Annotated in this window: 21 protein-coding genes and 2 pseudogenes; 19 read left to right on the top strand and 4 right to left on the bottom strand. The window is 38.6% G+C overall.

The annotated features are described in order from the left end of the window. Nucleotides 1-14 precede the first annotated feature (14 nt). The 7 genes from AC2117_RS15260 to AC2117_RS15230 all read left to right on the top strand — a co-directional run bounded on the left by AC2117_RS15260 (nt 15) and on the right by AC2117_RS15230 (nt 8543). Nucleotides 15-458: a tripartite tricarboxylate transporter TctB family protein gene (locus AC2117_RS15260; protein WP_133975222.1), complete on the top strand. Its 444-nt coding sequence runs from the start codon at nt 15-17 to the stop codon at nt 456-458. A 12-nt stretch (nt 459-470) separates the two neighbouring features. Then, nucleotides 471-1970, top strand: a complete 1500-nt coding sequence (locus AC2117_RS15255; protein ID WP_133975221.1) for a tripartite tricarboxylate transporter permease — start codon at nt 471-473, stop codon at nt 1968-1970. A 49-nt stretch (nt 1971-2019) separates the two neighbouring features. Continuing rightward, complete coding sequence (locus AC2117_RS15250; protein WP_133975219.1) at nt 2020-3066, top strand: AbrB family transcriptional regulator; 1047 nt, start codon at nt 2020-2022, stop codon at nt 3064-3066. 110 nt (nt 3067-3176) lie between these two features. Beyond that, entirely contained in the window at nt 3177-4439 is a 1263-nt protein-coding gene (locus tag AC2117_RS15245; protein ID WP_133975217.1) for a DcaP family trimeric outer membrane transporter, read from the top strand. A gap of 396 nt (nt 4440-4835) precedes the next feature. Next, on the top strand, nt 4836-6221 hold the full coding sequence (locus tag AC2117_RS15240; RefSeq protein ID WP_133975215.1) for a long-chain fatty acid transporter: 1386 nt from the start codon (nt 4836-4838) through the stop codon (nt 6219-6221). A gap of 32 nt (nt 6222-6253) precedes the next feature. Then, nucleotides 6254-7141, top strand: coding sequence for a bile acid:sodium symporter family protein (locus AC2117_RS15235; protein WP_133975213.1), 888 nt, complete (start codon nt 6254-6256; stop codon nt 7139-7141). Nucleotides 7142-7175: 34 nt separating this feature from the next. Beyond that, a complete protein-coding gene (locus tag AC2117_RS15230) occupies nt 7176-8543 on the top strand; it encodes an amidohydrolase (protein WP_133975211.1) in 1368 nt (455 codons plus the stop codon). Between the two features lie 59 nt (nt 8544-8602). On the opposite strand, the gene AC2117_RS15225 is transcribed toward AC2117_RS15230, so the two are convergent. Continuing rightward, nucleotides 8603-9610 (bottom strand): AraC family transcriptional regulator, encoded by a 1008-nt coding sequence (locus AC2117_RS15225; protein ID WP_133975209.1) that lies wholly within the window; start codon nt 9608-9610, stop codon nt 8603-8605. A gap of 217 nt (nt 9611-9827) precedes the next feature. Between AC2117_RS15225 and AC2117_RS15220 the strand changes: the two genes are divergently transcribed. After that, nucleotides 9828-10853 (top strand): fatty acid desaturase, encoded by a 1026-nt coding sequence (locus AC2117_RS15220; RefSeq protein ID WP_133976396.1) that lies wholly within the window; start codon nt 9828-9830, stop codon nt 10851-10853. Nucleotides 10854-10954: 101 nt separating this feature from the next. Here the strand turns inward: AC2117_RS15220 and AC2117_RS15215 are convergent, their stop codons facing one another. Next, nucleotides 10955-11563, bottom strand: coding sequence for a LysE family translocator (locus tag AC2117_RS15215; protein ID WP_133975207.1), 609 nt, complete (start codon nt 11561-11563; stop codon nt 10955-10957). 255 nt (nt 11564-11818) lie between these two features. On the opposite strand from AC2117_RS15215, the gene AC2117_RS15210 reads away from it, so the two are divergent. The 7 genes from AC2117_RS15210 to AC2117_RS15180 all read left to right on the top strand — a co-directional run bounded on the left by AC2117_RS15210 (nt 11819) and on the right by AC2117_RS15180 (nt 18189). Then, entirely contained in the window at nt 11819-12691 is an 873-nt protein-coding gene (locus AC2117_RS15210) for a LysR family transcriptional regulator (RefSeq protein WP_133975205.1), read from the top strand. 366 nt (nt 12692-13057) lie between these two features. Then, nucleotides 13058-14044, top strand: coding sequence for a DUF1852 domain-containing protein (locus tag AC2117_RS15205; protein ID WP_133975203.1), 987 nt, complete (start codon nt 13058-13060; stop codon nt 14042-14044). Between the two features lie 18 nt (nt 14045-14062). Next, nucleotides 14063-15106, top strand: coding sequence for a methionine synthase (locus AC2117_RS15200; RefSeq protein WP_133975201.1), 1044 nt, complete (start codon nt 14063-14065; stop codon nt 15104-15106). Nucleotides 15107-15293: 187 nt separating this feature from the next. Beyond that, nucleotides 15294-15785, top strand: coding sequence for a flavin reductase (locus AC2117_RS15195; RefSeq protein ID WP_133976395.1), 492 nt, complete (start codon nt 15294-15296; stop codon nt 15783-15785). A gap of 687 nt (nt 15786-16472) precedes the next feature. Continuing rightward, nucleotides 16473-17042: a TetR/AcrR family transcriptional regulator gene (locus AC2117_RS15190; protein ID WP_133975199.1), complete on the top strand. Its 570-nt coding sequence runs from the start codon at nt 16473-16475 to the stop codon at nt 17040-17042. Nucleotides 17043-17077: 35 nt separating this feature from the next. Further along, the gene (locus AC2117_RS15185) at nt 17078-17554 is read left to right on the top strand and encodes a hypothetical protein (protein WP_133975197.1); all 477 of its coding nucleotides are present in this window, start codon (nt 17078-17080) and stop codon (nt 17552-17554) included. A gap of 128 nt (nt 17555-17682) precedes the next feature. Next, entirely contained in the window at nt 17683-18189 is a 507-nt protein-coding gene (locus AC2117_RS15180; RefSeq protein WP_133975195.1) for a hypothetical protein, read from the top strand. An 83-nt stretch (nt 18190-18272) separates the two neighbouring features. Here AC2117_RS15180 and AC2117_RS15175 read toward each other — a convergent pair. After that, nucleotides 18273-18488: pseudogene (locus AC2117_RS15175) on the bottom strand (darcynin family protein); the annotation flags it as partial. 38 nt (nt 18489-18526) lie between these two features. Next, entirely contained in the window at nt 18527-19348 is an 822-nt protein-coding gene (locus tag AC2117_RS15170; protein ID WP_197730936.1) for an alpha/beta fold hydrolase, read from the bottom strand. Nucleotides 19349-19810: 462 nt separating this feature from the next. On the opposite strand from AC2117_RS15170, the pseudogene AC2117_RS15165 reads away from it, so the two are divergent. The 4 genes and pseudogenes from AC2117_RS15165 to AC2117_RS15150 form a co-directional block, all read left to right on the top strand. Next, nucleotides 19811-20146: pseudogene (locus AC2117_RS15165) on the top strand (TetR/AcrR family transcriptional regulator); the annotation flags it as partial. Between the two features lie 523 nt (nt 20147-20669). Further along, entirely contained in the window at nt 20670-22202 is a 1533-nt protein-coding gene (locus tag AC2117_RS15160) for a TolC family outer membrane protein (RefSeq protein ID WP_197730935.1), read from the top strand. Continuing rightward, complete coding sequence (locus AC2117_RS15155) at nt 22199-24340, top strand: type I secretion system permease/ATPase (protein WP_133975193.1); 2142 nt, start codon at nt 22199-22201, stop codon at nt 24338-24340. The genes AC2117_RS15160 and AC2117_RS15155 overlap by 4 nt, the downstream gene beginning before the upstream one ends. Next, on the top strand, nt 24337-25533 hold the full coding sequence (locus tag AC2117_RS15150) for an HlyD family type I secretion periplasmic adaptor subunit (RefSeq protein WP_133975191.1): 1197 nt from the start codon (nt 24337-24339) through the stop codon (nt 25531-25533). Before AC2117_RS15155 ends, AC2117_RS15150 begins: the two co-directional genes overlap by 4 nt. Nucleotides 25534-25861: the final 328 nt, after the last annotated feature.

The raw sequence follows: 25861 nt of genomic DNA, 5'->3' as shown, positions 1-25861 counted from the left end.
TTTGAGGATAGAGGATGAAATCTGAACGGATTCTTACGGCCATTATTACGGTTTGCGGATTATTTTTGTTGATTCATGCAAGCAATTTTGAAGCCCCAATCTCCTACGATCCAGTAGGCCCTAAAGCTTTTCCTATTTTATTAATGGGGTTAATTACAGCGAGTGCAGCGTATCTAACTATTCGACCGGCCATTATGTTTGAACCCGTTGAGTTGGGGTGGACAAAACACTTAGTCGTTAAGTTAGCGTTGTGTGCGGTGGCTTTAACGTTATATGCATTAGTTTTTGAATGGCTAGGCTTTATTGTTGCAACTCTATTAATGACCATTGCACTGGGCAAACTTTTCCATGGCAAAACCATACCGGTTTTGGTGACAGGTTTGGTACTTAGCATGAGTACCTACTATATGTTTGACCGTTTCTTGGATGTGCCATTACCACTTGGATTTTTTGGTTAAGGATGACCCGATATGGATGTATTAAATTTTTTAATGATGGGGTTTGAGGTTGCCTTGCAACCGCAGAATCTTCTAATTGCCTTTATTGGCGCATTTATTGGAACAATTGTAGGGTTATTGCCAGGTTTAGGTCCAATTAATGGTGTGGCAATTTTATTGCCGTTTGCTTACGCCTTAGGTTTACCCGTAGATAGTGCCTTGATTTTATTGGCAGCAGTTTATTTGGGCTGTGAATATGGCGGACGTATTTCAGCAATTTTATTAAATGTACCCGGAGATGCTGGGGCAATTATGACCACGCTAGATGGTTATCCATTGGCACAGCAAGGAAAAGCCGGAATCGCACTGTCTTTGTCATCGGTCAGTTCCTTTGTTGGGAGTACTGTTGCCTTTATCGGGATTGTATTGTTCGCTCCTATATTGGCGAAATGGGCAATTGCCTTTGGTCCAGCTGAATATTTTGCCCTGATGGTCTTTGCAATTGTCTGTTTAACAGGTTTAGTCAGTACACAACCATTTAAAACCTTAATTATGGCACTCATGGGCTTAGCGCTTTCAACTGTGGGAATGGATGCAATTACAGGTGTGTATCGCTTTACTTTTAATAGCGTGGGTTTAAGTGACGGAATTGCTTTTACTACTTTGGTTATTGGCTTATTTAGTGTAAGTGAAATTTTATTATTGCTTGAACGTACCACGATTGGTAACGTTGCATTAAAGCAAGGGAAACGTTCACTTTTTAATCTCAAAGAGTTCTTTTTCTCTTTATTTACTATTATTCGCAGTTCAGTGATTGGCTTCTTCTTGGGCATTCTTCCTGGAGCAGGTGCAACAGTTGCAAGTGCAATGGCTTATACCACTGAACGAAAAATGGCAAAGGATAGTAGCAAATTTGGTAAAGGTGACTTACGTGGGCTTGCTGCACCCGAAAGTGCTAATAACGCAGCAGCTTGTGGTTCATTTGTACCAATGTTGACACTAGGTGTGCCAGGCTCGGGGACGACTGCGGTGATGATGGGCGCGTTGCTTATGTACAACATAACACCAGGTCCACAGTTATTTGTTCAGCAACCTGTACTGGTGTGGTCACTGATTGCATCTTTAATGGTGGGTAATATCATTCTGTTGGTATTGAACTTGCCACTGGTGGGTTTCTTTGCCCGCATGTTAAGTATTCCTAATTATATTCTGATCCCGATCATTGCAAGTGTCAGCTTTGTTGGGGTGTATGCTATTCATAGCAATATCTTTGACTTGTTGTTATGTATGGGCTTGGGTGTATTTGGATATATTTTACGAAAATTTGATTTCCCATTAGCACCGCTGATTCTCGGTTTCGTACTTGGAGAGTTGATGGAATCAAATTTACGCCGTGCCTTGTCGATTTCTCAAGGGGAACTTGGCATCTTGTGGAGCAGTAACATCAGTATGGGGCTTTGGATCATGTCAGGATTGTTAGTAATCTTGCCAATCGTTCGTAAGTACTTGTTTATCAAAAAACAACAAGCTTAATAGGACAGCAATAATAGTCAGCATTCGTTGACTATTATTGCTCAGAATTATGGAAAAAATAAGCTCAAATCTCAAAGGATTAGCAATTGCTCTGGTCGGAGCTTTAATTGCCAAATATTTACATATTCCCCTGCCTTGGTTGCTTGGGCCTTTATTGACAGCCTTATTGTTCGGTAGCGTTGGCCATCCACTTGCCTGTGATCCCCATTGGCGACGCATAGGGCAGGTCATTATTGGTATGGCCTTAGGCTTATACTTTACACCAGCCTTAGTACAAGCAGTGGCAGCATATTGGGGTTTTATTCTAATTGGGTTGGCATGGTCACTTGCGTTGGGTACGTTACTGGCTGGTTTGCAATATCGAGTGAATGCCTTGGATTGGGCAACTGCATGGTTTTCTTCTGCCATTGGTAGCGCCAGTGAAATGGTGAATATTGCAGAACGGCATCAAGCTCAAGTTGAGAAAGTCGTTGCTGCCCATAGTTTGAGAATTGTGATTTTGGTTGTGCTGGTTCCAATTTTTATGGAACTTTATTTTCAAGTCGAATGGACTGGTTTAAAGATACCAGTGTCGGACCAGTTTAGCTTTTTTCAGGTCGTATTGCTGTTTTGTCTGGCCCTGTTTGTGGGTAAGGCTTTTCAATTTTTTAATCTTTTGAATGCTTGGATTTTGGGGCCACTCGCCATTATCGGGTTGTTATCATTTTGCGGAATACTTCAGATGAGATTGCCTGAATGGTTTACTGCCTTTGGTCAAGTCTGTATTGGTTGGTCATTAGGCAGCAAATTTCCATTTAGCTTTTTAAGAAAAAATAAAAAATTCATTGGGATAACATTGATATTCAATCTGCTGGCTTTGGTGTTATCGATCAGCTTTGCGTTATTACTGGTCAACTTAAGCCATACAGAAAAACAAATCTTGATTTTAGGTCTCTCTCCCGGAGGCATCGCAGAAATGTCCCTCATGGCTAAAGCTCTCGGTCTCGCAGTACCTATTGTAGTTGCCTTTCAGCTCTCAAGATTAATTTTTGTAATTCTCACTACACATTTCTTTTATCAACGCAGTCTTCAACTGTTTTTTAAATCTAAAAAGTAAGTAAGACATTTCAAACAGCTGAAAAGGCTATTTAAGGGGAGAGTATATCTACAATTTTTGTAAATGGATGAACACCACGCTTTATTGAAATAAAACAAATGGAATTTAAAATGAAATTGAAGTCACCTAAGACTCGACTAACGGTATTTATAGCTAGCTTGACGACTATTACTACATTTACTCATGCCAACCAGAACAGTGAAATTGAACAATTGCGTACTGAAGTGAGTGAACTTCGACAAATGCTTCAGGCTCAACAAGCAAGACCTGTGACTAGCGTACAGGTTCCATACGTATCTACAGCAAGTATTGGCGCGCCGGCAGAAAAAAATAATCAAGCTATATTCAAATGGCAAACAAAATCCGGTGCTGATGTGAATTTGTACGGATTTGTTCGTGCTGATACTGCCTATCAGTTTGAAGGTGCGAAAGGTATGTTTAACCGCATTAATAGTGTGTTACTAGAAGGGGATCCTGATAAGCAATCTACTGAAGATCGCTTGGATTCGACCGTAAATGCCTCTCGTATTGGTTTAGATTTTAGTACTCCTGTAGGAGAACAAACGTTAAAAGGAAAACTTGAAATAGATTTCCGTGGTGGACCGAATAAAGATAATGCCCGTCTGCGACATGTCTATTTAAATTATGATCGTTGGTTGATCGGTCAAACGACGTCTACTTTTCTTTCCACTGAAACCGCGCCAGAAATGCTAGATTCAAATACCGCTTTAGGTGGGGGTACCAATCGTAATCCAATGGTGCGTTATTCAGGGCCAATCAATACATCCACCTCTTATTTCTTAAGTTTAGAAAAAGGCAATGATGAGAACCGTCTGCCTTTACTGGCAAGTAAATTGAAATATGAATTTGCCACTGATAAAGGCGTAATGACTGCACGTGGTTTAGTTCAGGAAATCCGTCTACGTAATGAAAATGATGAAACTAAAATGGGATGGGGTGCAGCATTAGGTCTTCGCTATAAAATCACACCATCTTTATTATTTAATAGCAACTATTCGCATGTTTCTGGAGACAATAAATTATTACTGGCTACCTCTGATAATGTCCGTCATATTCAAAACGGAGATGATGTCGAATTAATTGATTTTGATGCATTTCAACTGGGCCTTACTTATCAATTTAATGAAAAACTAAGGGGCACAATAGGTCATGGTGCACTGATCTATGAAGATAAAGACGTAATAACAAAAGATGCAAATAAGAAGTTACAACAGAGCTGGGCTAATCTGATGTTTAAACCCAATAAACCCCTAACTTTTGGGGTTGAATATGTCTATGGCGAGCGCAACACCGTAAGTCAACAAGTAGGGAAAGATAAGCGTATAGAAATGATGGCGAAATATGAATTTTAGCGGAAGATTTACTTGCTGATGTATGTACTATCTTAATCTACTGACTGTATATCCGATAAATTTATAAGCTAAAGCAAAGGTATATAAATATCATCGCTTTAGCATTTCTCGTTTGGTGTGCCGTGATTTATAGAGATATGAAGGATTGGGAAATCTATCATGCGCTTTAATATCAACAGCAATAAATACAAAAGTTTCTTAAAAAATTATCTGAAAGTTTTAAATCATCGTCGTCTTTAATCTTGAGTTCAAAAGGGCTTATCTCATTTCAGAGAGGCAATCTTATAATTTTTAAATATGGCATCCACAGTCAACGAATTGGCGTTTGGGGCTAAGCGCACCACTCAAAATCTAAATAAAGTGAACAATCAAAATAAAAAAATCCAGGATGGATCCATGATTTTTGTAGTAAGAAATAGAACATTAGTATTGGGAATCGCTTCAATTTGTACAAGTGTATTACATGCTGCTGCATTTGATAAAACAGGCCAATCCATCTCAGCATTTTTACAACCGGGAAATTACTTTGAAGCCAGTTTAGGCGTGACAGATACGGATTTAAAAGGAGTGGAATCTGGTACGAACCCTTCACATCAACCAATTTCTGATATTGCCAATACAGATTATCGGCCGACTGCGGCTTTAAAGTTTCAGATTGCACCGCATTATTCATTTGGGTTGCTTTACGATCAGCCTTTTGGTGCTGACACCGAATATTCTGGCGTAAATGGCTTTGTAGCAACGCCAAAAGATACGGTCATGCTTCCCGGTATAACGGCTACAAGCCTTGCAAATGCGACTTCTGGTCAAGTTCCTATAGGAAATGCTAAATCAGAATTTGATATGCAAAGTTTCAGCTTCATTGCCGGATATCAGCCTAATAAAAACTGGAATATTTTTGCAGGGCCAGTTTATCAAACCTTCAAAAGTCAGGTCAGTTTAAGAGGAAATATATTTAGTCTTTATAATGGCTATGACTTTCAAACTAAAACTGTGGGCGATTGGGGTTGGTTAGCTGGACTGGCTTATCAAATTCCTGAAAAGGCCGTTAAAGTTTCACTTACCTATCGCTCTGCCATTACCCACAAAGTAAACGCGACTGAAAATGCACCGTTAATTGATATGTTAACGACTCAGCAAGGACGCGATTTAGTTAGCCAACATCTCGACTATATGATTTCTATCGGGCAGATGACCGAGCAAAAGAAAAACTATTTAAATCAAATTATTTTAGAATTACCTCATGACGAAGGTTCTGGCACAACCAAATTTAAATCTCCAGACTCAGTGAATTTAGAGTTTCAAACCGGTTTACGTCAGGGAACTTTATTGTTCGGAAGTTTACGTTGGGTAAATTGGAGTGAATTGGCGCTACAACCTTATCGTTTTGGTGAAATTTCAAAAGCTATTGGAGTGTTAGCAACACCAAGCCGTCCTGAAGGGCTGAATTTAGTTCGTTATGATGAAGACCAATGGTCTTTAAATTTAGGGTTAGGGCAACGTTTTTCACCTAAATGGTTAGGTTCTGTTTCGGTCGGTTGGGACTCAGGTGTAGGCGATAAAGTTTCAACGGGTGGCCCAACCGATGGATATTATAATTTAGGATTTGGTGCTCAATTTAGCCCAACACCACAATACTTTATTTCTGGTGGTGTGAAATATTACTGGCTAGGTGATGCAAAAGCTCAGCTTGGCGCGCAGGCCGGTAGTGATTATTATGTAGGGGAGTTTAAGGATAATCACTCGATTGGGTATGGACTCAAGATTGGTTATAAATTCTAAATAATACAAAAAATTAAAAGAGGAAATAGAGAATGGATTCATTGATAATTACCATATTCTTACCCATAGCTTTGGCCATTATTATGGCTGGTATGGGGCTAGAATTAACCCTCAAAGATTTTAAACGTGTTCGCCAGCACCCCAAAGCGGTGTTTGTTGCATTGTTTTGCCAGCTCGTTATTTTAGTAAGTATTGCATTTGTTATTTGTAAGGTTTTTGCTTTACCACCAATGATTGCTGTCGGGCTGATGTTACTTGCGGCTTCACCAGGGGGTGCCACTGCAAATTTATTTAGCTATTTATATAAGGGTGATATTGCACTTAATATTACTTTAACTGCGATAAATTCAGTGCTTGCTGCTTTTACATTGCCATTGATTGTGAACTTTGCATTACTACATTTCGTTGCAAGTGAACAACACGTTGGATTGCAATTTTCTAAAATAATTCAGGTGTTTGTTATTATTTTAGTTCCCGTCATTATTGGGATGTTGATCAGACATTTCTCACCAAAATTTGCAGAAAGGTTAAATAACCCCGTTCGTGTTTTCGCAATTGTATTTTTACTTTTTGTTATTGCGCTCGCGATTGCCAAAGACTATCAAAAACTTCTCAACTACATTGGGCTAGTGGGTGGAGCAACTTTACTTTTCTGTATTTGTAGTCTTTTGATTGGTTATTTGGTGCCTCGTTTATTTGGTATTAATAGCTTTCAAGCCAAAGCCTGTGCTTTTGAAATAGGAATTCATAACAGTACCTTAGCGTTAACAATTGCTTTAACTGTTATGGCGAGCTCAGACGCAGCTATGCCAGCAGCCGTGTATTCAATCTTAATGTATGTAATGGCAACGCTGTTTGGTACATTATTGAATCGATTAGAAAAGAAAGATTTAGCTAAAAACAAAATAATTATTAACTAACTGCAAAGATTATTAAAACGGAGCTTTATTCATAATGATCAAATTTTTTAAAAATACCTTATTTTTAGGGTTATCAACTTTGATTTCAGGCTATGGAACTGTCCTTCATGCAGAAGCAAGTCCAACAACTTTGCCAGCGGTTTCGCAAAAAGCGTTAAACATTATTGATGGCCAAACAGAATGGTTAAGTAAGGTCTATAAAGACATTCATGAGCACCCAGAATTGGGGTTTATGGAAACCCGCACTTCTGCCATTGTTGCCAAAGAGCTTAAGTCATTAGGGTTTGATGTTAAAACCGGAATAGCAAAAACAGGCGTGGTCGGCATTTTGAAAAATGGTGCAGGGCCAACGGTCATGTACCGTGCCGACATGGATGCCAATACTGTTCAAGAAGCAACTGGTCTACCATACGCAAGTAAAGTGCGGGTAAAACTCGATGATGGAACCGAAACACCTGTTGCTCATATGTGTGGTCACGATGCACATGTGACATGGATGCTCAGTATGGCAAAAACCATGGTGGCTTTGAAAAAGGAATGGAGCGGAACCATTATTTTAGTGGCACAACCTGCTGAAGAGCCTATAACGGGTGCTAAAGCAATGGTGACTGATGGTTTGTGGACGAAATACAATTTACCTAAACCCGATTATTTCTTTGCAGTTCATACCACACCAGCGCCTGTTGGAGTGGTCATTAATGCACCAGGACCACGCATGGCGGGAACCGATCAGCTTGATGTTCTATTTAAAGGTGTAGGTGGGCATGGCTCATTACCCATGTTAACCAAAAACCCAATTAGCATGGCTGCAAATGCGATTACCCAATATCAGACTATTATGGGAAATACAGTTGATCCACAACAAGCAGCAGTTTTATCAATTGGCTCGATCCAAGCTGGAAATTCGAATAACGTGATTCCTTCGACTGCATTGGTCAAGATGAACTTACGCTGGTTTGATCCAAAAGTGCGTGAAACCATGTTAAATAATATTAAGCTTATGAGTGAAGGCACAGCCCAAATGCAAGGTATGGGTAAAGATCAATTGCCAACTTTTACATTCAAAGGTTCAAGCACGCCTGTAGTCAACAATAAAGAATTTTCTGCCCGTTTAAATGGGCCACTAAAAGCGTTATTAGGCGACAAACAGGTTTTAACCAATTTTCCTCCAGTTATGGGTTCAGAAGATGTGCACCATTTGTTAGGTGAACAAAAAGACATTCCATTTAACTTTATGTTTATTGGTGTGGCAGATCCAGTTGTGTTTGCAAATGCAGTAAAGCAAGGCAAACCCGCACCTTACATTCCGCACAGTCCGAACTATGTTGTAGATTTAAAAGCCTTGCCAGTCGGGGCTAAAGTCACCACAGTGTCCATGCTTGAACTTTTAAATAAAAAATAAAATATTCATAAAAAAGATGCATATGAATGCATCTTTTTTTATCTAAAATTTTTAAAAATTTAAGAACAAGACAGATGCTTTTCCCGATAGTGTAGCGGTGATAAATCTGTCCAGCGTCGAAAAGCACGTGTAAAACTACTCACATCGGTAAAGCCAAGAATATAGGCAATTTCGGTAATATTGTGGCTTGAGTTTTTAATATACGACAAAGCGAGTTCGTGCCGGGTATTGTCGAGTAGCTCGCTATAAGAGGTATTTTCTGCCGAAAGCTTGCGTTGCAGACTTCGTATACTTAAGCCTAAACTTTTCGCAACGTCTTGCTGTTGAAAGTCGCCTGTAGATAATTTTTCAATGAGTTTTACTTTCACACGAGCCAATATATTTTCTTTATCAAAGCGTGCGAGATAACGATTAATAATCTCATCATATTCTTGGGTGAGGCTAGGGTTCCCACCGTCTAAAGGCTGCTCTATGGTTGCTGTGTCAAATACAATCATGTCTTTGAGGGCATTAAACACAGTCGGGGCTTTTAAAATACTTTGAAAAGTTTCTAGATCTTCGGGTTCCGAGCGTCTCAGTTCAATACGTAATGGCGAAAAAACAGAACCTTGTAACGCGCGACTTGAACGAATAAAAACAGAGATAAAAGCATCAATAGATTCGGGTTGAACTTCGTCGGGAACATGAATAACGAAATAATGATTTTTTCCCTCGCCATAAAACTCAAGTTCAGGAATGTCGGTCACTATGCGGAAGTAACGAATAATTCTTAAAAACATTTCTTTTAGTGTTGTGCTGGTAATGAGTGAATGGCCCAACACATGAAATGTATTTTGATTGACTTGGCTGGCAACTTTAAGGCCAAAGCATGAGTCCTGAGTCGCTTGAACGGCTAATTTCCATAAATTTGCTGTGTTTTTTAATGAATAGCGCGCATCTGGATCGTTTAGGGCCTGAACATCTAAACCAGCTTGTTTTAATAAAGGTTGGCTATCTACACCTGCTTTCTCAAGCGCTTTTTGAATCGCTTTAACCCAGCTAGCCAGTGCCGTTGCTGTCTGTGGCATGTTATATCCTATAACTTGTGACTCATATTCCTCACCTCATTATAAAAGATTTCAAAAATAAAAGATCTTTTGTTTATCTCTGCTTTTTACATTTTGGCATCTATGGCTAATAGATTGGCGTTTCGAGTTAAGCATACAAAGGTAGATATAAATAAAGTAGGAACATGAGAAAACTGAGGAATAACGGATGACCTACATATATAAAAATCCTGCTGGAATGACTGATAGCGAAAAAACGGAACACATTAAAAAAGTGGTCACGGCAGAAGGTGTGGCTTTACGCAAACGCCATCCCATTTTGAACCATCAAAACGCGATAGGAGCGATGATTCTATTTATTTCCCTCGTTGGAATGATTGCTACGGCCGTGCTCTATATAAATAATCAGCTTTCAGCTTGGTTCGCAATTCCAATGATTGCATTTTTTGCATCTCTTACCCATGAGTTAGAACACGACCTGATTCACTGGATGTATTTTAGAAAAAAACCATGGGCACATCACCTTATGATGGGTCTAGTGTGGTTAGCTCGCCCAAGTACCATTAACCCGTGGAAACGCCGTGAGCTTCATTTTAATCATCATAAAAATTCAGGCACTGAGGTCGATTTAGAAGAAAGAGCGCTCACCAATGGAGAGCAGTGGAGCATTCGCCGACTCGTCGCGATTGGTGATAATGGCTTTGCAGTTTTGCTACGCATTATTGCTGCAAGCAATTGGACTGTTAGAAAAGTTATTTTTAAACGTGCGTTCTTAGCTTATTTTCCACTTGGAATTATTCATTGGTCTCTTTGGTATATCTTTTTAGGCTTCCATGCAGTTGATATGATCTCAAGCTTGGCAAATGCACCGATCGCATGGTCAGCTACAACCCTAAATGTTATGCATGTGATTAATATTCTGACTGTGGTGTGGATTGCGCCAAATGTGCTGCGTACTTTCTGTCTGCACTTTGTGACAAGCAATATGCATTACTACGGTGATGTTGAATTGGGCAATGTGATTCAACAAACGCAAGTATTAACACCGTGGTGGATGATACCGTTCCAATTGTTCTGTTTTAACTTTGGTTCGACGCATGCCATTCATCATTTTGTAGTGAAAGAGCCTTTCTACATTCGACAAATGACTGCGCCTGTTGCCCATAAAGTCATGCGTGATATGGGTGTTCGATTTAACGATGTCGGAACCTTTAAAAGAGCAAATCGTTGGAATGTAAATGATTTATCTGAATCGAATACTTAACAAATTGATTCTTAGCTCGCTTGAATGGACTGAGTTCTGTATTTAGGATTCAGTCCAGCAGCTCTAAATTCACTGTACAGTTTCTTAAAAATGAAGTGGCTCTATTGAAACTGAGTAAAAACCAGAATCATACCTAAAGCACATAAAATTGAACCAATCACTTTATTAATCAGTACTTGCTTGGCTAATATTTTTTGCCTTAACAGCATGGATGAAAACAGCACTGCGACAAGTGAAAACCATACAAAATGGGCAAATGACATAAAAAAGCCATAAGCCAAAAGAACGGTTTTAGGTGTGGTTAAACTCACAATTTGAGTATAGGTACTAATCACAAATAGCGTGGTTTTCGGGTTTAAAGCATTAGTAAAGAAACCATATTTTATGGCTTGAAAAGTACCTATAGAACTTAATGCAGCGGTGTCTAAAACAGGTTTTTGAGTAAAAGTTTTATAGCCAATATAGATCAGGTAAATCGCACCAATATATTTAACAATATTCAAAATTTGCGGTGTATAGGTCATCACAAAGGCAACAGCCACAAGTGTATAGGTCACATGCACCAACACGCCAAGCGATATTCCCAGTGAAGTCAAAACTCCTATTTTCCTACCGTACAGGTAACTATTTTTCGTGACAATCGCGAAGTCAGCTCCGGGGCTTACCACTGCCAAAATCGTAATTAAAATAACCGCAATAAACTCTGCCATTATCTTGTACCCTCACTGAAAACGAGGGGCTTAATATGTACTTTTTGGAATTTATTTAAAAAGATGACAGCATTACCCAAAGCAGCTATTTTTTCAGAATAAGAAGTCGCATCGATATGGCTGTGCAGATAGATATCGATATTCAATATGTTTTTCATCGTCTAAAATAGGTTTTAATAAAGATGATTTTTATTTTGAACAGAAACCTAGAAATAAAAATCGATAAAAACGACTACACACATATGAGTTTTTGGAATGATAGAAAGAGTATCGCTGAATTCATTAAAATTTTTCTATTTTGTGGCGAAGTATGGCAGTGTCACTTTAGCTGCAAAGAAATTATTTGTGACGCAAAGTGCAGTCAGTAAACAGATTTATAATTTAGAAGAAGCTTTAAATACGACTTTGTTCGATCGAAAAAATAAAACACTTGTGATGACTGAGCAGGGTGAAATTTTATTGAGTTGTTGCCATCAGGTTTTTGGTCAACTCGATGAATGTTTAATACAACTAAGCCAACCCAAAACCGAAAACAAACAACTGGTCTTGTCGTGTGAGCCGACTCTTTCCATGAAATGGCTTATACCGCGGTTATCAAAATTTAAAAAGCTTGGTCATAATTTTGAGGTTGTGTTACTCACAGCAGGCGGAGTAGTCGACTTTGAAAAAGATAATATTGATATTGCGATTCGCAGAAATGATTTTGATTGGGGAGAGCATATCTATAGCGAAAAAATTGCCGATGAATACATCGCAATGATTCAAGCAACAAAGTCATCAGAAACTAACGACATACTTATCTCGACCTCTAGGCCAAATTTTTTCAAAAGCGTTAGCCGCATTGCTGAGTTAAAGCAAAGTTTAAAAGGGTACACCAAAGTTGAGCTTGAACATTTTTATCTATGTTTAGAAGGTTGTTTGGCGGGACTTGGTGTAACGGTCATCTCAATTTATATGATTGAAAAAGAGCTTGAGTGGAATTTACTGCAAAAAAATTCACCTGTTGTACAAGACGGTTCAGCCTATTTTTTACTTTCTCATAGCGCTTTTGAAGAAGACCCACGGAAGATTATATTTTTAGAATGGCTAAAAGCAGAGATGAGCGAGAGTCAGCACAAATTACTTTAGGTCTAGCCATTCTCTCTAAGGTTTTATTGATTAAAATATTGAAAATAATAATAAATATTTGAATTTATAAAGGTGATTTGCGAGCGCCGTATATTGAATTTTTGCTGTCTAAAATTTCCTAAGATGAAAAATATTTAACTTCATACTTATTTATTAAACCCTAAACATGAATTTTACTCAGTTTTGAGTGAGACTAAATCATTTTTATTCATGTTGTGATTGCGGTATAAATCTATTCATGCTCTGAAGCGCTCCAGTAATTCAGTTTTGATAAGACCATAAGGCACAAATCTGACAAGGCTGGAAAGTTTAAAAGGAGCTCGAAATTTTTTTAGGTTTATCTCAGAAATTAGGGTACTGATCACAATGAGTAAAGAATTTACATTTACGATTAAGAGTATTTGTTTCGATGAGAACTATCGTCCAGCAGACAATACGCGTATTACAACCAATTTTGCTAACTTGGCGAGAGGGATGAGCCGCGAAGAGAATTTGCGTAACACATTACGGATGATCGACAATCGTTTCAATGCCTTAGCTCATTGGGACAACCCGAAAGGCGACCGCTATGGCGTTGAACTTGAAATCATTTCAGTTGAAATGAATATTGAAGCTGAAAATCGTACAAGCGGGCTTCCTTTAATCGAAATATTGAAAACCAATATTGTTGATAAAAAGACCAATGAACGCATTGAAGGCATTGTAGGCAACAACTTCTCATCTTATGTACGTGACTATGACTTTAGTGTGCTCTTGTTAGACCACAATAAAAATCAGTCTACTTTTAGTACACCAGAGAAATTTGGCGAATTGCACGGTAACTTGTTTAAGAGCTTTATTAACTCTGAGACTTACAGAGCCAACTTTAAAAAAGCGCCAGTGATTTGCCTCAGTGTTTCAACAACTAAAGAATATCACCGTACTGAAAATGAACACCCTGTTTTGGGTGTTGAATATAAGCAAGAAGACTATTCATTAACTGATGAATATTTCCAAAAAATGGGCTTAAAAGTTCGCTATTTCATGCCGAAAAATAGCGTTGCGCCTTTAGCGTTCTATTTTACAGGTGATTTGTTAAGTGATTACACCAACCTTGAGTTGATCAGCACCATCAGCACGATGGAAACGTTCCAAAAGATTTACCGCCCTGAAATTTACAATGCAAATTCAGTTGCTGGGAAATCTTATCAGCCAAGTTTGAAGAATGAAGATTACTCACTTACTCGAATTGTGTATGACCGAGAAGAACGTAGCCGTCTGGCTATTGAGCAGGGGAAGTTTGTTGAAGAGCAATTTATCAAACCATACCAAGCGATTCTTGAGCAGTGGTCTGCTAAATACGCTCCTAATTAATCAACATATAGGTCATTTATCATGAAATTATTACCGACTTCAACTGCTGGCAGCTTACCAAAACCATCTTGGCTTGCAGAACCTGAAAAGCTTTGGTCGCCTTGGAAACTCGAAAACGAAGGCCTGATTGAAGGTAAAAAAGACGCGTTACGTTTGGCGTTGCACGAACAACAACTTGCTGGCATTGATATTGTCAGCGATGGAGAACAAACCCGCCAACACTTTGTGACCACGTTTATTGAACACTTAAATGGCGTAGATTTTGAGAAACGCGAAACAGTTCGAATTCGTGACCGTTACGATGCAAGCGTGCCGTCTGTTGTGGGTGCTGTTTCTCGTCAAAAACCTGTGTTTGTTGAAGATGCTAAGTTCTTACGTCAACAAACTGATCAACCCATTAAGTGGGCGTTACCTGGCCCAATGACCATGATTGATACGCTTTACGATGGTCACTACAAGAGCCGTGAAAAACTTGCTTGGGAATTTGCTAAAATTTTGAACCAAGAAGCGCGTGAGTTAGAAGCTGCTGGTGTAGACATCATTCAGTTTGACGAACCTGCATTTAACGTATTCTTTGACGAAGTAAATGACTGGGGCGTTGCGACTTTAGAGCGTGCAATTGAAGGTCTAAAATGTGAAACTGCGGTCCACATTTGCTACGGTTACGGCATTAAAGCCAACACCGACTGGAAAAAGACTCTAGGTTCGGAATGGCGCCAATACGAAGAAGCTTTCCCGAAACTGCAAAAATCTAACATCGATATCATCTCGTTAGAATGTCACAACTCACATGTGCCTATCGATTTACTTGAACTCATTCGCGGTAAAAAAGTCATGGTCGGCGCGATTGATGTTGCATCTAACCAGATTGAAACACCAGAAGAAGTGGCTAACACACTACGTAAAGCACTTCAGTTTGTAGATGCAGATAAGCTTTACCCTTGCACAAACTGCGGTATGGCACCTCTTTCTCGTGAAGTTGCACGTGGCAAGTTAAATGCTTTAAGTGCTGGTGCAGAAATTGTTCGCAGAGAACTTACTGGTTTTGATCTTACTGCTTAATATTTACCAATAAGTGGTATAAAGGGTTACTTTTTTGATGGCAGTTGATAATCAAACAAGTAACCCTCATTTTACTTACTACATGTCGTTCTACTCAGGACGTATGTTGATTAAGTACCTTCCTGATGGAGTTGGGCGGTATAGCAAACACTCAGGACAAGGTACGATTCAATTTAGGAATAATGTCATGGTTCAAGCAACAGACTTTAGAAATGCAATGTCTTTACTCACAAGTGCGGTTAGTGTTGTGACTACGGCAGGCATGTCTGGTCGTTTTGGATTTACTGCCTCTGCTGTTTGTAGTGTGACTGACACACCACCGACATTATTGGTGTGTATGAACCAATCTGCGAGTTCACATGCACATTTCCTAGATAACAAAATCTTAACTGTGAATGTTTTAGGCGCACACCACGAACATATTTCAAAAGCATTTTCATCTAAGCTCACACCAGAAGAACGCTTTAAACATGGCGAATGGATTGAGTTAGAAACAGGTTCACCTGTGTTAGATGATGCTTTGGTCAGTTTCGATTGCGAGATTGATCAAATTCAACAAGTCGGCACGCATACTATTCTTATTTGTCCGATTGTTGCGATTAAACAAAGCCAGCATGACCAAAGTTTGGTTTATTTTAATCGTGCTTATCACCAAGTGGGGCAGACTGAGATTGTCTAAACTAACTTTCCGCTTTGTACTCTCATATTAAAAGCTTAAATAAGAAATCAAGAAGCACGGATCGCTTCTCTCTAACTTTAAAAATACAATTAAATATAATATCTAAAATAATAATTAAGTTAATCTAATGAAAAATAATAATAAATTTAAATACTTGTCATAAAAGCTACATTGACACCTACCAACTCTCGGATTATCCTTTGCCTGCTGGCCTACATTGCCAGTTGGCTTTGACAGGCCAGAACCTAAGACATTGAAAAAATTTGTTTTTTTAATGTAGACTCGTTCGTCCCCCTTTTTGTTGCGGTAGGACGGAAGGGGGACACCCTCGGGTGTGCTGATTCTTAGGTTCAGTCTGTCAACCCTCTTTCGTTCTACCACCATTATTTGACAGTAATGCGGTAGGACTTCTTTTACCTAAGGAGTCGCTCATGCGCAACATTTCTATTTTATTGGCAGCCATTGCCAAGCCTTTTATTCCAATATCGTTTAGCTCATCTTTAAAACTGTTTAATTGAAAATACGTTTTAAAGCTTTAGCTCGTCACGACTAAAAACTTATATCAACAATAGAACTTGAGATGCGCTAAGCACCATCTTGCTGCTTTGCTGTGCCTTTTTTTCTCCCAGAAAGGGCACAGGCTTTTTATCTCATTTAGAAACAACAAGAATTTAAAACGGTAAAACTATGCCAACTTTAGAAATATCTTCCAAAAAATTACAGGTTGTTCAAACCGCCATCCAACTTTTTACGACGCATGGATTCCATAATGCAGGAGTAGACCTAATTGCCAAAGAAACTAAAATTCCGAAAGCTACGCTTTATAACTACTTTCACTCCAAAGAGAAGCTCATAGAAACGTGTATAAGTTTTCAAAAAAGCCGACTGAAAGAAGAAGTACTGGCAATTGTCTATTCACACCGTTACGCAAGCCAAACCGATAAACTCAAAGAAATTGTCCGTTTACATGTCGATGTAAATAGCCTTTACCACCTTTTGTTTAAGGCTATTTTTGAAATAAAACTGCTTTATCCAACGGCTTACCGCATGGCCGTTGAATATCGAAAATGGCTACTACGAGAGCTTTTTGATCTGGTCTTTAGTCTGGAAAACAACACACTCAAACCCGATGCAAACATGGTTTTAAACCTAATTGATGGCTTGATGCTAAAAGTGTTGAGTTCATATAGTGTGGAAGAAAGGGATATGGTATTGGAAAGGTTTTGGGGGAGGGGTAATACTGTTAAGATTAAATAGTTACTAAATAAATCCATTCTAAAAAGGAGAAAATAATGAGAACTTTATGCCAAGTCGCAGCAAGTCAGTTAAATATAGGGGCATGGTATCAAAAGGGATTCGAGCACAAAGGAATATTATTTATTCCACCTGCTCATTACCATTCTTCAGAAGCGATGGGTGGACAATGCGCAAATTGCCATACGATTGTATGGATCACTGGACGTAATGATCCTATTTTAAATGAGGATGCTACAGATATCCCAGATAGCGGTCCACTTTATAGAGAGTATTATCAAAATAACCTAAAACGCTTTTTACAATCTTTACCCTGTTGTCCGAACTGCCATCAACAAACTTATGATTTATTTATAAATAATATAGTTACGCCAAGGTACCAAAATGGAGACGATCCTTTATTAGATAAAGATCAGGGAGTAAATGAGGAAATGTCAGCCAAGATCAAGGATATACCTGTGTGGTGGTATGGGGATGAAGCGGAGGCTAAAAGATTGAAATTGAATTTTTTATGAGGAGTTGCCTGATTAGCTCAAGTGGGGAGGAGCTTAATTAATCAGTTTAGTCTTGGACAAAGTGGCAGTATACTACTGAAGTAGAAAATCAATTAGCCCGAAATATTGGGAAAAGTTTGGAATCGAAAATGATAAGAAAAAACACCAAGATCGGTGATATTTTTGTTGTTAAAGTAGACAATGATAAGAAAAAATATTTTCAATTGATTGCTTTTGATTTAACTCAACTAAATAGTGATGTGATTAGGGTCTTTAAAAAAATATACCCATTGGAAACTGATATTGATTTATTGGAAATCGTAAATGGTGAAGTAGAGTTTTATGCTCATTGCGTGACTAAGCTTGGACTAAAAATGAACTTATGGGAAAAAGTTGGAAATACCAGTGAAATTGGTGATCTTTTTAATATTCTTTTTCGGGATACGAATGACTATGGAGCACAAGTTGGTGCAGAGAAGATTAAAGTATCTGAAAATTGGTATGTATGGCATATAAATGATAATGACTTTACTCGTGTAGGGAGATTAGAGGGAGAAAATCGTAAAGCAGAAATTGGAGTAGTTATTAATCCTTATGATATTGTAAAACGTATAAAAACAGGGAAATACGATTTTGTATATCCTGATTTTGAGTAAAAGTTAATGTTATATCCCTCTCTATTATGCTTATGACTAGATTATCTACTGGTCGTGCGAAAAAATTAGGTCGTCTGGAACTTCTATAAAGAACTTTCATACTCCACATACCCATCCTCAATGGCTGGAATAATCTCTACAAACTCAAAGTAGGGCACTGTGCAAAACTCAGAGTCTCGAATCGCATCAATCACAAAATAATAATCTTGCAGAGATGTCGTCTCAAACACAGCAATATCACTCGCTTTAGTACTAAACGTCTCAACGTCATACCAGCGAATTTTTACAGTTGGGTACTTCCTCAATTGAGTAATCTTTGTTTATGAGAGGCAAGATATTACATAGGTGCTACGGTATCTACAAAGTGAATGATCTTGGTATTTACTTCATCAGCATACTCTCCGTTGATTGCATGTGAAGCATCTTTAATCATATCTACAGTACCTTTCTTTAGGCTCTCTTGCGCATTGGAAACGGCAGTTTCAGAGTCATTCATAACACTGCGACCTGCCATCAAAGCAAAGACGGGGATATCGATACGTTTTAATTGTTCTTTACTAATCCGTGTTGGTGTTGGTGTCTTGACTGAGAACGTATGCATCCCTGTTTCAATGAGCTGCGCGACGGGGTCATCTGCTTTGACCGTGGCTCCTCCTGAAATATAGCTCAGCATATAATTGCGTATAGGTGTTGGAATCACAGTAATTGATGCTGGAATTGAGATGAGGATTGTGGTCAGCGGAATATTATCAAATACAAATACAGGATCGATAAGACTAAGACTTGCTACCTTATTGGGAAAGTGCACGACATAGTTAGTTGCTGTCCAACCGCCAATAGATACACCTATAAGATGAAGCTTACTCTCAGGCAATTGAGTCAGTGCTTCATCTAGCCATTTTGCTTGATCTTCAGCGTTGGTAATCGCTTTAGTTTGCTTACTCATTCCGGCTTCATTGATTAAGTCGACGGTATAGACTGAACGACTCTTTAATAAACCCGCAAGGTTTGGGCTCCACATGGGTGTAGATGCTGATCGGCCCGGTAGTAGTACAAAGGGTTCTTTTGTATTCTTGCCACTATCAAAATAATAAACTCGAACCGTGCCATATGATGTCTTTAGGTCAAGTGTTTTTTTGGGCGTGGGCAAGTTCGCCATTGCTCGATCGTAAGCTCTTTTAAATTTTAGCTTGCCTGTATCAGATGTATAATGACTCAATGGATTAGTATCTCGATCGATAAATAGACCCGCACCAATCAAGATTGTGAGGCCAATAGTGCTGAAAAATAATTTCTTTTTCATTGAGTCATTCCTAAATAAAGCATACGTTGGACGACACAGATAGATGATTTTTTCAGTGTAGAAACTAGTTAAGCTTTATACTATTTCAATTGTGTTTTGCTTTTAATATTCTTCAAATACATCATGCTGAATATAGAAATGAAGGATGCCAATAAATTTCCTTTTTCAATAATAATGGCTCTTCATTTATTAACGTAAGCTAAATTCATAAGCATTGTAAACTTACATACTTATGGTAACGATATAGGTACTTCACTTAAAAATTATGACATTTAGAAGGTTTATCGTGCTTCTTTTATAAACAACTTTCGTACTCTACACGACGCCGCAGATTTAAAGGAAAAACTAAAGCTCATCATACAGGCTGCTGTGCAACATCAATTGAGTCGTCCACAGTTGGCACGAACACTAGAATTTGCTTCTGAACTGATTGGAAAAGACTTTGAGGAAAGCGAGCTTCAACATGAGCTTGAGACCATCATTTCTGATCTGTTTATTCGTTCTGGTATGCCACACGCTCAGACAGCCGCACAAGATGTAATTGCTTTAAGCAAAGGAACGATTAACGCGGCAGGCATAGCAGGGGAACGTGATTTAAAACATTTACAGCAGCGAGTTGAAAAGGCTGTATTTGGCTATTTAGATCTCACATAAAGATCATATATTTTGTATAAAGATGCCAATGTAAAAGGGTTACTATTGGCAACCTTTTTTAAGCACAACACATGTGCTCTAAAATAAATAGAAAATATTTTATTTTTTTGATGTGTTTTAATTATATGTTTTAATTTTATTTTAAATTAATCCTTATTGATGAATTTAAATAAATAATATATTTTTGAAGAAGTATATATATTAGAGTTTATAGCCTACCACTTCCCCAAGAGGTAGGTTTTTTTTATGGAAATTATTTATTCTAATAATTGAATTTTATAGTTTTTATAGGTGTTTAATTAGTTTTAAATATATGTGTTTAAAACTCACTTTTATAATTTAAATTATAAGTAAATTAAATGTTTAGTTTCTATTGTTAAAAATTAATCATTTTTTGCTTTATTTTTTTGCTAAGAAAATTATTCTGAAAATTATTTATTTAAAGTATGGAATTTAATATTTTTGATAATTTTTAACTGAGTTTTGGATTGTTTTACAATATTTCAAGAGATTAGATCTTCTAATGAGTAAATTGCCTTTTTTCCACAATGATTTCCAACTTATAATCAGATCAGGTACGAAGTTTTTTATATTTTTTTTTATTGCTTCTAGTGTATCAATATCAATTACAAAGGCAGATACCGCGTCTGTTAACTCAGGAAAAAGCTTAACAAAAAAAGTTTCTCAACTCTTTAAACCCACGCCAGATGAAAGCTACCGATCTGTCGATTTTCAAAAATTAAGCAATTTAGGGTTTGATCAGAGCCAATTTCAACGGCTAGAAAATGATGGGAACTATTTACCAACATCTACTGCGATGTGGAACAATCAAGTCAGTTTAATTGATGCGATTCAATATGCAGTTCAACGAAACCCTAATATTTCTCAAGCCATTTCAACTTTAGCTGGCCAAAACGCGGGTATTGATTTTGCCAAGGCAGGTTATTATCCCCAGCTTTCAGGTGGTATCAGTACAGGTGACTTGAGTAGTGGTGAGCGGGGGAGACAGTTACTCACGTTATCTGCAACTCAAATGCTTTTTGATTTTGGCAAAGTAAAATCAGGTGTATCGGTTCAGCAGGCTAAGGTTCAGGTTGAGCAGGCCAATGTGCTGGTCAGTATTGATGATATTGCACTTGATGTTGCGCAATCGATTGTCAATATTCAGCGCTATCTTCAATTAAATAAAATTGCCGAGCAGCAAATTGCAGGTATTCAACAAATTCAGGACATTGCTAATTTACGTGCAAATGCAGGCATTAGTAGCCAAGCTGATCCAGTTCAGGCACAAACATATTTAGAATCTGCACAATCAACACTAATTGCTCAGCAATCCTTATTACGTCAGTACCAACAACATCTAAGAACTCTGGTAGGAGTCGATGTTTTTAATAAAGTATGGGTCATTCCTGATGATTTGGTGAAGCAATCTGGTCTCTATAGTGAGCCTGAATTCAATACCATCCCAAAAATGATTGCTGCTCAAGCGGGTGTGGAAGTTGCCAAGGCACAAAAGGAACAGACTCGACTGAGTCGGTATCCGACTTTGGCGGTAAAAGGGTCCTTAAGTCAGGCCATTAACGGCAGAAATCCAAACAATGATAAGGATGACGGTCTATATAGTTCCGTCATGCTTGAAGCAAGCAGTCAGTTTTATCAAGGTGGCGCAGTTTCTTCTCAGGTCAAAATGGCAAGCTATGCCGAAGAAGCAGCTAAATCTCAGGTCAATTCAGTTTATCTGGATGTTCTTGACCAGATCAGAACCAGCCGTGAGCAAATTGAAAATAAACAACGTCAAATGCAGGTGCTGACTAATCGTCAGGCAACAACCGTTCGTACACGTGAACTTTATCAAGAGCAGTACAAGCTCGGGACACGTTCATTGGTCGATTTGTTGAATGCAGAACAGGCCATTCATAGTGCCAATTCAGAACTCGAATCAGCACGTTATGACATCTATAACAGTATTATTCAGTACATTTCGGCAACAGGACGTTCCCGCCAAGCCTATGGCTTAAATAATATTTCAATTCAGGGGTTCGAAGTACAACCATGATGACAAAAATAAACTACCAGCCCTGGTTACAGTCGGTCTTAACGATTGCTAAACATTATCGAATTGAGCCTTCAGAAGAAAGAATCCGTTTACAACTTGACTGGAACCAGAATCAAAACCTTGATGATGTTTTACAGTTAATGACACGTCAAGTTGGACTAAATTTACGTAAAGTGCCTTTTTCATTAGATTTACTTAATCCGTGGCGGCTACCTGTTCTGGTCGAGTTTAATGACGGGCAAGTCGGTGTTATTGATAAAGCAGATACCCAAGGAAATGTCAGTATCCAGTTTAGTGGAGATCAAGGGCTTTCGCAGAATGTCTCTTTAGGTGCTTTAAAAGATAAGGTTAAGAATGTCTATATTCTGCGTCCTGAAACCTCTATTCCCGATGCACGTATTGATGAATATATCAAACCGTATGAAGCAAGCTGGTTCTGGTCAATTGTTCTAAGAGACTGGAAGCGTTACGTTGATATTATGTTTGCCTCACTCATTGCCAATGTATTGGCACTGGCAACCATTATTTTCTCAATGCAAGTCTATGACCGCGTTGTTCCATCGCAGTCCATCCCGACTTTATGGGTTCTGGCAGGTGGTGTACTCATTGCTGCTATTTTTGAGTTTACCTTACGTATATCAAGGGTGTATTTATCCGACATTATTGGTAAACGTGCTGACTTACGGGTTTCTGACCGTGTATTTGGTCATGCCTTAAGAATCAAGAATAAAGACCGTTCAAAGTCTACCGGTAGTTTTATTTCCCAGATTCGTGAACTCGAAGGTGTTCGTGAACTGGTGACTTCAACCACCATTAGTGCAATTGCAGATTTCCCATTCTTTTTCCTGTTCCTGATCATCTTTGCCATCATTGGCGGCAAGCTGTTCTGGGTGATGTTGCTGGTTGTTCCGCTTATGATTTTGCCGGGTATTCTGGTGCAGAAAAAGCTAGCGCAACTTGCACAGGAAGGTATGAGAGAATCTTCAATCCGTAACGCAATTCTGGTTGAAGCGGTACAGGGTATTGAAGATATCAAGCTATTGCGTGCCGAATCGCGTTTCCAGAACCAGTGGAACCACATGAACGAAGTTTCAGCCGATATTGGGATGAGACAGCGTAAAATTGTCGGTACCTTAATGTCATGGACTCAAATGCTTCAGGGTCTGACCTATGCGATTGTGGTTCTGGTTGGATGTTTTGCGGTAATGGAGGGTGAAATGACTACGGGTGCTTTAGTGGCCTGTTCAATTTTATCTTCACGAATGTTAGGGCCGATTGCACAAATTACGGGTGTTTTAGGACGTTTACAGCAGGCGAAAGTTGCTAAACAAAGTCTGGATGAACTCATGCAACGTCCGATCGATCAGGCTGACCATTCACATCTGGTACATAAAGCTGCTTTAAATGGTGACTATGAATTAAAAAATGTCTTGTTCCAATATGGAGAAGAAGACCCGAAACCAAGTTTGGCAATTCGTCATTTAAAAATTCGTGCTGGTGAAAAAATTGCAATTCTGGGACGCAATGGGGCTGGTAAATCGACCCTGCTTCAGCTTCTATCTGGCATGCAAGTCCCAACTCAAGGTGCCATACATTTAGATGGTCTGGATCTTTCTTTAATTGACCCATCTGATGTACGTCGTGATATGGGTTTACTCAACCAGAATGCACAACTTTTCTACGGTACGATTCGTGAGAACCTGACTTTAGGTGCACCACTTGCAACGGATGAAGATATTCTTCGGGCTTTAGTAGTGACAGGTGCATTACCTTTTGTGCAAGAGAAAAAAGAAGGACTAGATCACCTGATTTTAGAAGGTGGGGTTGGTTTCTCAGGTGGCCAGAAACAAGCATTGTTATTGGCTCGCTTATTGATTCGTCAACCTAATATTTTATTACTCGATGAACCGACAGCATCCATTGATGATGTGGCAGAGAAGCAACTGATTGATCATTTAAAAGGATGGCTGGCACATCGGACCTTGGTCGTTGCGACACACCGCCGAGCTGTTTTAGAACTGGTGGACCGTATTATTGTCGTTAACGAAGGCAAAATCGTGATGGATGGTCCAAGAGATCAGGTCCTTAACCAATCAACAGCCCAGCAAAAACAAGTAAACCAAGGGGGTAATTCATGAGCGAACCACAAAAAGAACAAGAACTCACCCGTTCAATGAATGTCTCTTATAGTGAACCACCGTTACCCCGTGCCAGTTTAGTGATCTGGATTGTGGGGATTGGTTTAGTTATTTTCTTTATCTGGGCATGGGTATTTAAACTTGAAGAAGTGTCTACCGGCACCGGTAAAGTAGTTCCATCGTCTAAAGAGCAGGTCATCCAGTCTTTAGAAGGTGGTATTTTAACCAAACTGAATGTACAAGAAGGCGATATTGTTCAAAAAGGTGAAATTCTTGCGCAATTAGATCCAACCCGTTTTGCATCGAATGTCGGTGAATCAAGATCTTTGCTTATTTCTGCTCAGGCAACAGCTTCACGTTTGCGGGCGGAAGTAAATGGAACACCATTGGCTTTTCCTGAAATTGTGCTGAAAGAACCAAAACTTGTATATGAAGAAACGGCATTATATGCATCCCGCAGAGCTAATCTCGAACAAACACTTGCAGGTTTTAGGCAGGCATTGCAACTGGTACAACAAGAACTGGCAATGACCGAACCGTTGGTTGCTAAAGGTGCAGCCAGTGAGGTTGAAGTTTTACGTTTACGTCGTGAAGCAAACGACCTTAGAAATAAAATGAATGATGTGCAGAACCAGTATTTCGTGGAGGCTCGTGAAGAGTTATCAAAAGCCAATACCGATATTGAAACGCAGCAACAAGTTGTGCTGGGGCGTACTGACAGCTTAGATCGTGCCATTTTTAAAGCGCCGGTACGTGGTGTTGTAAAAGAAATTGCGGTCACTACCCATGGTGGTGTTATTCCCCAAAACGGTAAGTTGATGACCATTGTTCCAATTGATGAGCAGCTGCTGATTGAAGCGCGTATTTTACCGCGTGACATTGCATTTATTCGTCCGGGACAAGAAGCGCTGGTTAAGATTACTGCTTATGACTACTCAATTTATGGTGGTTTAAAAGGTAAGGTAACGGTTATTTCACCAGACACGATTCGTGATGAGGTTAAACAAGACCAATTCTATTATCGTGTTTATATCCGGACAGATTCTGACAAGCTTTATAATAAACAAGGTAAGGCATACGGTATTACACCGGGTATGGTAGCAACGGTAGATATTCGTACTGGTCAAAAAACGGTACTGGATTACTTGCTTAAACCATTTAATAAAGCCAAAGAAGCTTTAAGAGAAAGGTAAACAAATATATATCTATATGGCTTTTAAATATTTAAAAACCATATAGATATTAATCGAGATAATATCTTGTTTTAAATGTGTGGTTTTTATTGTTTGTGTTTTAAAACATAAAAATATTAAAAGCATATTTTTATTTTAATTTGATTCTAATTCTTTGAAAAATAATAATTAATAATTTTGGTTTTATTTTGGTTAATAAATAAACTTCTTTTTGCTATTTTTTTGTGACGTAATTCATGTTTATAATTAAATTATGCGTTGAGGTTGGCCCTTGTTTTATCTAATTTATCCCTTAATTTGGGCTCTTCTTATTTAATAAAATTTAAGA

The sequence above is a fragment of the Acinetobacter calcoaceticus genome, assembly GCF_900520355.1.
Classification (GTDB): domain Bacteria; phylum Pseudomonadota; class Gammaproteobacteria; order Pseudomonadales; family Moraxellaceae; genus Acinetobacter; species Acinetobacter calcoaceticus_C.
The sequence above is the reverse complement of the archived record's forward strand: the minus strand, read 5'-3'. Positions and strand labels throughout refer to the sequence as shown.